General features: G+C 72.8%; 7 protein-coding genes and 1 pseudogene. 6 read left to right on the top strand and 2 right to left on the bottom strand.

All coding sequences use genetic code 11. The features are described from left to right. Positions 1-394: pseudogene (locus HY68_RS08495) on the bottom strand (mandelate racemase/muconate lactonizing enzyme family protein); the annotation flags it as partial. 135 nt (positions 395-529) lie between these two features. Here HY68_RS08495 and HY68_RS08490 point away from each other — a divergent pair. The 4 genes from HY68_RS08490 (at position 530) to HY68_RS08475 (ending at position 3581) form a co-directional block, all read left to right on the top strand. Beyond that, the gene (locus tag HY68_RS08490; protein WP_041986433.1) at positions 530-853 is read left to right on the top strand and encodes an L-rhamnose mutarotase; all 324 of its coding nucleotides are present in this window, start codon (positions 530-532) and stop codon (positions 851-853) included. 84 nt (positions 854-937) lie between these two features. Beyond that, positions 938-1624 carry a GntR family transcriptional regulator gene (locus HY68_RS08485; RefSeq protein ID WP_041986429.1) on the top strand — a complete coding sequence of 229 codons (687 nt, stop codon included), beginning with the start codon at positions 938-940 and terminating at the stop codon, positions 1622-1624. 74 nt (positions 1625-1698) lie between these two features. After that, on the top strand, positions 1699-2226 hold the full coding sequence (locus HY68_RS08480) for a SigE family RNA polymerase sigma factor (RefSeq protein ID WP_041986427.1): 528 nt from the start codon (positions 1699-1701) through the stop codon (positions 2224-2226). A 68-nt stretch (positions 2227-2294) separates the two neighbouring features. Further along, entirely contained in the window at positions 2295-3581 is a 1287-nt protein-coding gene (locus HY68_RS08475) for a hypothetical protein (RefSeq protein ID WP_041986424.1), read from the top strand. A 31-nt stretch (positions 3582-3612) separates the two neighbouring features. Here the strand turns inward: HY68_RS08475 and HY68_RS08470 are convergent, their stop codons facing one another. After that, the gene (locus HY68_RS08470) at positions 3613-5304 is read right to left on the bottom strand and encodes a bifunctional 3'-5' exonuclease/DNA polymerase (protein WP_041986421.1); all 1692 of its coding nucleotides are present in this window, start codon (positions 5302-5304) and stop codon (positions 3613-3615) included. 93 nt (positions 5305-5397) lie between these two features. Here HY68_RS08470 and HY68_RS08465 point away from each other — a divergent pair, with 93 nt between their 5' ends. Together HY68_RS08465 and HY68_RS40475 are read left to right on the top strand one after the other, a co-directional pair. After that, positions 5398-6312 carry an NADP-dependent oxidoreductase gene (locus HY68_RS08465; protein WP_041986418.1) on the top strand — a complete coding sequence of 305 codons (915 nt, stop codon included), beginning with the start codon at positions 5398-5400 and terminating at the stop codon, positions 6310-6312. Between the two features lie 180 nt (positions 6313-6492). Further along, positions 6493-7012 (top strand): ATP-binding protein (locus HY68_RS40475; protein WP_198533234.1); only part of this gene is annotated, 520 nt, incomplete at its 3' end.

The following is a 7012-nucleotide window of genomic DNA, read 5'->3' as shown; positions in this document are numbered from 1 at the left end:
GCTCGTGCGCACCGCCGGCCAGCCGCCGGAGCGGTTCGCCCGCCCGCAGGCAGCGCAGGTCCCACAGGGCGGTGTCGACGGCGGCCAGGGCGAGCGAGGTCAGCACGCCGAAGGCCGTCGCCCGGGTGGCGGCGAGCATGCGGGCCCAGACCGCCTCCACGTTACGGGCGTCCTGGCCGATCAGGGTGGCGGCGAGGTGGTCGCGCAGGAGGGCGAGTACGGAGCTGCCGCCGGTGCCGATCGTGTACGAGTAGCCCGTGCCGCGCAGCCCGTCGGCGGTCTCGACGGTGACGAGGACCGTCTCCTGGCGGACGAAGGTCTGGGTGGCGTCCGTGCGCAGTGTCTCCGGTTCGATGGTGACGAGCTTGCAGTCGACGCTCTTGATCTCGCTCATGGATGAGTTTCCTATAGGAAATCTGGGGGCCTCCGGAGGTTAGCCGTGCGGTGCGCCCGCACGTCAAGGGCTTGGGGTGGATTTTCCCTGTGCGAGGGGTTCTCGTGTGAGGGCCTTTCCTATAGGTTCCCGGTCATGCAACGCATCGCACAGGTGATCAGAGTGAAACCGGAGAAGGTGGACGAGTACCGGGAGCTGCACCGCGCGGTGCCCGAACCCGTACTGGCGCGGCTGCGGGCCTGCCGGATCTCGAACTACTCGATCCATCTGCTGGGCGACCGGCTCTTCGCCTACTTCGAGTACCACGGCGACGACCTGGCGGCCGACATGGCCGCGATGGCGGACGACGAGGCGACCAAGGAGTGGTGGAAGCTGACCGACCCCTGCCAGGAGCCGGTGCCGGAGGCCGCGGCTGGCGACTGGTGGACCCGGCTTGAGCAGGTCTTCCTGATGGAGTGACCGTCGCGCGGTCCGGGTCCGTGCACCCTTCCGAGTCCGGGAAACCTATAGAATCCGCGCTGGACGAGCGGAGGAGGCCGGGCTGTGGACGGTACGGAAGGCGCCGCTGGGCGGCAGCCGCAGCGCCAGGTGCTCGCCGACAGCGTCTACGAGTCGGTCAAGGCCCTGGTCATGGACCACGAGATCCAGCCCGGCGCCCGCGTCGGTATCGAGGCGCTGGCCCGTCGGCTCGACGTGTCGCCCACGCCCGTACGCGAAGCCCTGGCGCGGCTGGAGTCGGACGGACTCGTCACCAAGCGCTCGCTGGCCGGCTACCGCGCCACCGAACTGCTCACCCGGCAGGGGCTCGACGAACTCTTCGAGATGCGGCTGCTGTTGGAGCCGCACGCCGCGGCCCTCGCCGCGGCGCACGCCGACGAGGCGCAGCTCGACGCGATCGAGGGCCTGGTCGAGGAGATGCGCGACCGGCCGGGATCGGGCGAACGGTACGCCGTGTACCGCGAGTTCGCCGCGCTCGACCAGCGGTTCCACGACGCGGTCGCCGGTGCGGCGGGTCGGCCGCTGCTCGCCGAGGCGATCGGCCGCCTCCACAGCCACCTGCACATCTTCCGGCTCGGCAGCGTGCCCGGCGCCGGGCCGCTCACCCTCGCCGAGCACGACCGCGTCCTGCGCGCCGTGCTGCGCCGTAACCCGGAACGGGCCGCCGAGGCGATGACCGGCCATCTGCGCCGCAGTCTGGACCGCCAGCACCACCGGCACGGCACCGACTGAAACATTTCCCCCGTGCCACCGCGTCAGTGAGATGAGGGGCGAACAGCCCGCGGGCACCGGCGACGGGGGAGAGCGTGCGAGGCGGTGGCGGGGCCCGGAGCGCCCGGGCGGCTGACTTCAGGGATTTCGCGGCGGGCCGTACCCGTCAACTCTTCCGCTCCGCCTGCCTGTTGACCGGCGGGGACACTCATCTCGCCGAGGACCTGGTGCAGGAGACCCTGGGCAAGATGTACGCGCTGTGGGGGCGCGTCTCGCGGGTGGAGAACCCGGCCGGATACGCCCAGACGGTCCTCGTCCGCACCTATCTCACCCATCAGCGCCGGCTCTCCGCCACCGAACGGCCGCTGGCGGAACTGCCGGAGCCGGTCGTGCGGCCGGGCGACGACCCGGCGCTGCGGATAGCGCTTCTCGACGCGCTCGGCCGGCTCGCGCCCAAGGACCGCGCGGTGGTGGTGCTGCGGTACTGGGAGGACCGCAGCGTCGAGGAGACCGCCGACGTGATGAACGTCAGCTCCGCCGCCGTACGCACCAGGTCGGGCCGGGCGCTGGCCAAACTCCGCGAACAACTCGGCGGCAGGTTCACGGAGTTCGCCGCGCACTGAGCACCGTCCCGCTGCCGCGTACCCAACCGACGACCGACACCGACCCGAGCAGAGAGCGTGGTTGACCCGTGTCTTCTCAAGATCCTTTCGATGACTCCGGACCCTTCGAGAACAGGCTCGGTCCCGCGCTGCGCCGCGCCGGGGACACCTTCGAGCCCGCCGACAGCGAGGCGCTGGTCGACGGCGGACTCACGCGGGGCCGCCGCCGGGTGGTGCGCCGCAGGACGGCGGCGGTCACCGGCAGCGTGCTCGCGCTCGCCCTGGTCGGCGTCGGCGGCGCGTACGGCAGCGGGGTGCTGGGCGATTCGGGGGGCGGGAAGTCGTCGCTGGCCGGCCCCAAGGACCCGGCCCCGGCGACCGCGTTCCCCGGGGGAGCCGAGGCGGGCAAGGGCGGGCAGGAGCTGGTGTCGATCCTGAGCGGGCTGCTGGCTCCCGGGAAGCTGACCCCGTCGTCGGTGACCGGTTTCGGCGGTCCGGGTCTCGCGCATGTGACCGGAGTCCTGGACGACGGGAAGGGCGAGGCGGAGGTCTCGGTCGCGCTGTACCCGGCGGCGGCCGGCCAGGACGTGTCCCCCTGCCCCGTCAACGGTCTCAGCAAGGACCAGAGTTGCGTCAGCACGGATCTGGCGGGCGGTGACAGGCTCACCGTCTTTCAGGGGTACGAATATCCGGACCGCCGCGAGGAGACCCGGTCGTGGCGCGCCGTGCTGCTGACCAAGAGCGGTTTCGTCATCGACTTCACCGAGTACAACGCCCCCGCGGAGAAGGGCGCCAAGGTCTCCCGCGCCGTACCGCCGCTGAACCCGAAGGAGCTGCGGGACCTGGTCACCTCGGCCAAGTGGGCGGGCCCGCTGGCGGACCTGGCCAAGCAGCCGCCGTCCGGGCCGAAGGGGAACCCCGGCAAGCCGAAGGGGAACCCCGGCATGGCGTCGCACGGCGGGAACATCAACAAGACGTTCACCTCGCTGCTGCCCAAGGAGCTGAAGATCATCGAGTCCGGCCCTCCGGACAGCGGTTACACCTACGTGGTGGTGGACGACGGCAACGGTCCGACCCGCGTCGAGATCAATGTCCAGCGCGGGATGAACGATGTCGCCGGTGAGCTCTTCGGCGAAGGCACGACAGAGCTGCCGGGCGGCGTGCGGTTGAACACGGCCAAGCAGCCCGGCGAGAAGGGCGGTGTGGGCATGGTGATGTGGCAGGCCGACACCATCCGGCCCGACGGGCTGCGCGTCGTCGTCTTCGAGACGAACGGCGCGGACCAGCACGGCCCGGCCAGCCGCAAGGAGCCCGCACTGACCATCGGGCAGCTCGTCAAGATCGCCAGCAGCTCGAAGTGGCTGACGTTCGGCTGAGGCCGATGTGTCCCTCGCCTCGCCCGGTGCGTCACTTGGCGTCGGAGTACCGCTCCACCGTCGCCGTCGTGAACGGGAACCGCACCGGTGTCTCCCCGAAGGTGATCCGCCCGGCCAGCTCACCGGCCGCGCGGATCGCCTCGGCGACCTCCGCCGCCTCCTCGCGCGGACAGTGCACGATCACCTCGTCGTGCTGGAAGAAGACCAGCTCGGCGCGCATCTCCGCGGTCGCCCTGCGCAGCGCGGCCAGCATCAGCAGCGCCCAGTCGGCCGCGCTGCCCTGCACGACGAAGTTACGGGTGAAGCGGCCACGGGCGCGGGCGCGTGAGCCGCTGTCGCCGCCGCCCCGCGGTGCGTCCGCATCCGTCCCCGGCGGGCCCTCCTGCGGGAGCCCCGCCTCTTCGTCGTCCGCGGCGCCCGCCGCGCGCGGGCTCGTCCTGCCGAGCCAGGTCCGTACGAGCCGGCCCTCCTCGCCGGCCCGCGCCGCGTCGTCCACGTACGCGACGGCCAGCGGGAACCGGCGGCGCAGCGCGGCCAGATTCTTCAGGCCGTCCCCGGACGTCTGGCCGTAGATCGCGCCCAGCAGCGCCACCTTCGCGTGGTCACGGTCGCCGGAGAACGCGCGGTCGGACAGGGCCGTGTACAGATCGCCGTCATGCCCGGCGACCTCCATCAGGCCGGGGTCGCGGGAGATCGCGGCCAGCACCCGCGGCTCCATCTGGTCGGCGTCCGCCACGACCAGACGCCAGCCCTCGTCGGCGACGACGGCGCGGCGGATCACCCGGGGGATCTGCAGCGCGCCGCCGCCGTTGGTGGTCCAGCGGCCCGAGACCGAGCCCCCCGGCTGGTACTCGGCGCGGAACCGGCCGTCCCGTACCCAGTCCTGGAGCCAGCCCCAGCCGTGCGCCGTCCAGATCCGGTACAGCTTCTTGTACTCGATGAGCGGCTGCACCGCCGGATGGTCCAGCTCCGCCAGCTCCCAGCGGCGCGTGGACTTCACCTTGATGCCGGCCTGCCCGAACGCCTTCACCACGTCCGCCGGCAGATCGGGCCGCACCCGGCGGCCGAACGCCGCCGAGACCTCGTCCGCCAGCTCGGCCAGCCTGCGCGGCTCACCGCCGCCCGCGTACCGGTCGCCCAGCAGCTCGGCCAGCACCTCCCGGTGCACGTCGGCCCGCCACGGCAGCCCCGCGCGGTGCATCTCGGCGGCCACCAGCATGCCCGCCGACTCGGAAGCGGTGAGCAGCCGCATCCGGCCGGGATGCTCGGCCGCCTCATGTCTGCGCTGCTGCTCCGCGTACACGTCGACGAGCGCGTCGAACGGAAGCTCCGCCCCGGCCGTGGGTTCGAACAGCGAGGACTGCGAGCCGGGCTCGGCCGAACGGGCCGGCGGATCGGGCGGTACGGGGCCGTGGTGCAGCCGGGCCCACGCGGCGGCGGCCGAGCGCGGCTCGCCCAGCCGCCCCTCATGGGCGAGCAGCAGCCCCTCGGCCACCTCGATGTCGTAGCACCGGTCGATCCGCACGCCGGCGGCCAGTAGCCTCGGAAAGAGGGTGGCGGTCGACCGCCAGACCCACCGGCCGGCCTCGGGCAGCCGCGCGCGGACCGCACCGACCAGATCGGGCTCCCGCAGCACAGGTCCCGCCGGGCGGCCGTCAGGACCGAGCGGGGCCAGCAGCGCGCCCCCGTCGCCCGTCTCCGCCACCGCCCATCGTTCGGTCATGGCAGCGAGTTTCGCAGGCGGGACTGACAGCGGCGGGGCAAGATCGACCGTGGAGACGCGGAGACGCGCCGACGGACCCCTATGGAGGCTGATGTGAAAGCGATCGTGTTCGACGAGTTCGGCGGCCCCGACGTACTGCGGCTGCGGGACGTCGAGGAGCCGCACCCCGCCGCCGACCAGATCCGGATCCTGGTCAGGGCCGCGGGCGTCAACCCGATGGACTGGAAGATCCGCAACGGCTGGGTCCAGCAGATGATGCCCACCACCTTCCCCGCGATCCCCGGTCTTGAGGTGGCGGGGGTCGTCGACGAGATCGGTGACTCCGTGACCGGCTTCACCGTCGGCGACGAGGTCGTCGGCTGGTCGCTCACCGGCTCCTACGCCCAGTACGCCATCGCCGGGGTCATCGCGCCCAAGCCGGCGGGGGTGGCCTGGGACGAGGCCGTGGCGATCCCCGTCGCGGGCAACGCGGCCCAGCGCGGGCTGGACCTCGTCGACCTGCGCGAGGGCGAGACGCTGCTGCTGCACGGCGCGGCGGGGGCCGTCGGTTCGGTGGCCGTGCAGCTCGCCGTGGCGCGCGGCGCGACCGTGATCGGCACGGCGTCGCCCGCCAACCACGACTACGTGCGCTCGCTGGGCGCGGTCCCGCTGACGTACGGCGACGGGCTCGTGGACCGCGTGCGCGACGTCGCCCCCCAGGGTGTGGACGCCGTCTTCGACGTCGCGGGCAAGGGCGCGCTGCCGGACTCGATCGAGCTGCGCGGCGGCACGACGGAGCGGATCGTCACCATCGCCGACATGGACGCGGAGAAGTACGGCGTGGTCTTCACGGCCGGCGGCATGTCCGACGAGGAGCGCCGGGACGTCCTGCTGCGCCATCTCGGGCTCGCGGCCGAGCGGGCGCTGCGGACGCAGGTCGCGCACACGTACCCGCTGGCCGAGGCGGCGAAGGCGCAGCAGACGAGCGAGGCGGGGCACGTACGGGGAAAGCTCGTCATCGCTCCCTGACCCGCCCTCCGAGCCGCCCCCGGCACGCCCCGACACCGGCCCCCGCATCGCGTGCGCCCCTGACGCGCGCTCCCCTGACACGCGCTGAAGTGGCATCACGGCGCTCCTCTCGTGCACGATAGGTAGCTCACAGTGACCTATTGATGTCCGAGAGTAATGATGCTCACTGACAATGGACTTGTGGCCCACGACGTCTACGCCCCCGAGCGGCCCTGGCTGCCCCTCACCCGGCTGCCCCTGCCGCACAAACCGGAGGCCGCGTCCAGGGCCCGCCGGCACACCAGGGAGATCCTCGCGGTCCGGCGGGTGGACAGCGAACTCGCCGCTTCCGTGGAGCTGGCCGTCAGCGAACTCGTCACCAACGCGGTGCGGCACGGGGTGTGCCCCTGCGGCTGCACCCGCGGCACCGTCTCCCTCGCCCTGCTCGGGGCGGGGGAGCGGTTACGCGTCGAGGTCCGCGACCCGTCCCGTACGCCGCCGCGCTGGCCGACCGGGATCGGCGCCGTGGACGCCGAGTCGGCGGCAGCCGAAGGGCGCGGGCTGCTGCTGGTCACGGGACTCGCGACGGACTGGGGCGATCACGCCCGGCAGTACCGCGGCAAGGTGGTGTGGTGCGAGTTCGCGGCAGCGGCGGTGGCCGCGGCGGCCGGTGCCGGGGGACCGGGCGCGGTCACTCAGCCGCCGGTGCCGGCTCCCCCCC

Origin of the sequence: Streptomyces sp. AcH 505 (assembly GCF_000818175.1) — a bacterium.
In the GTDB taxonomy this organism is placed as follows: domain Bacteria; phylum Actinomycetota; class Actinomycetes; order Streptomycetales; family Streptomycetaceae; genus Streptomyces.
This window is presented reverse-complemented; position numbering and strand designations above follow the sequence as displayed.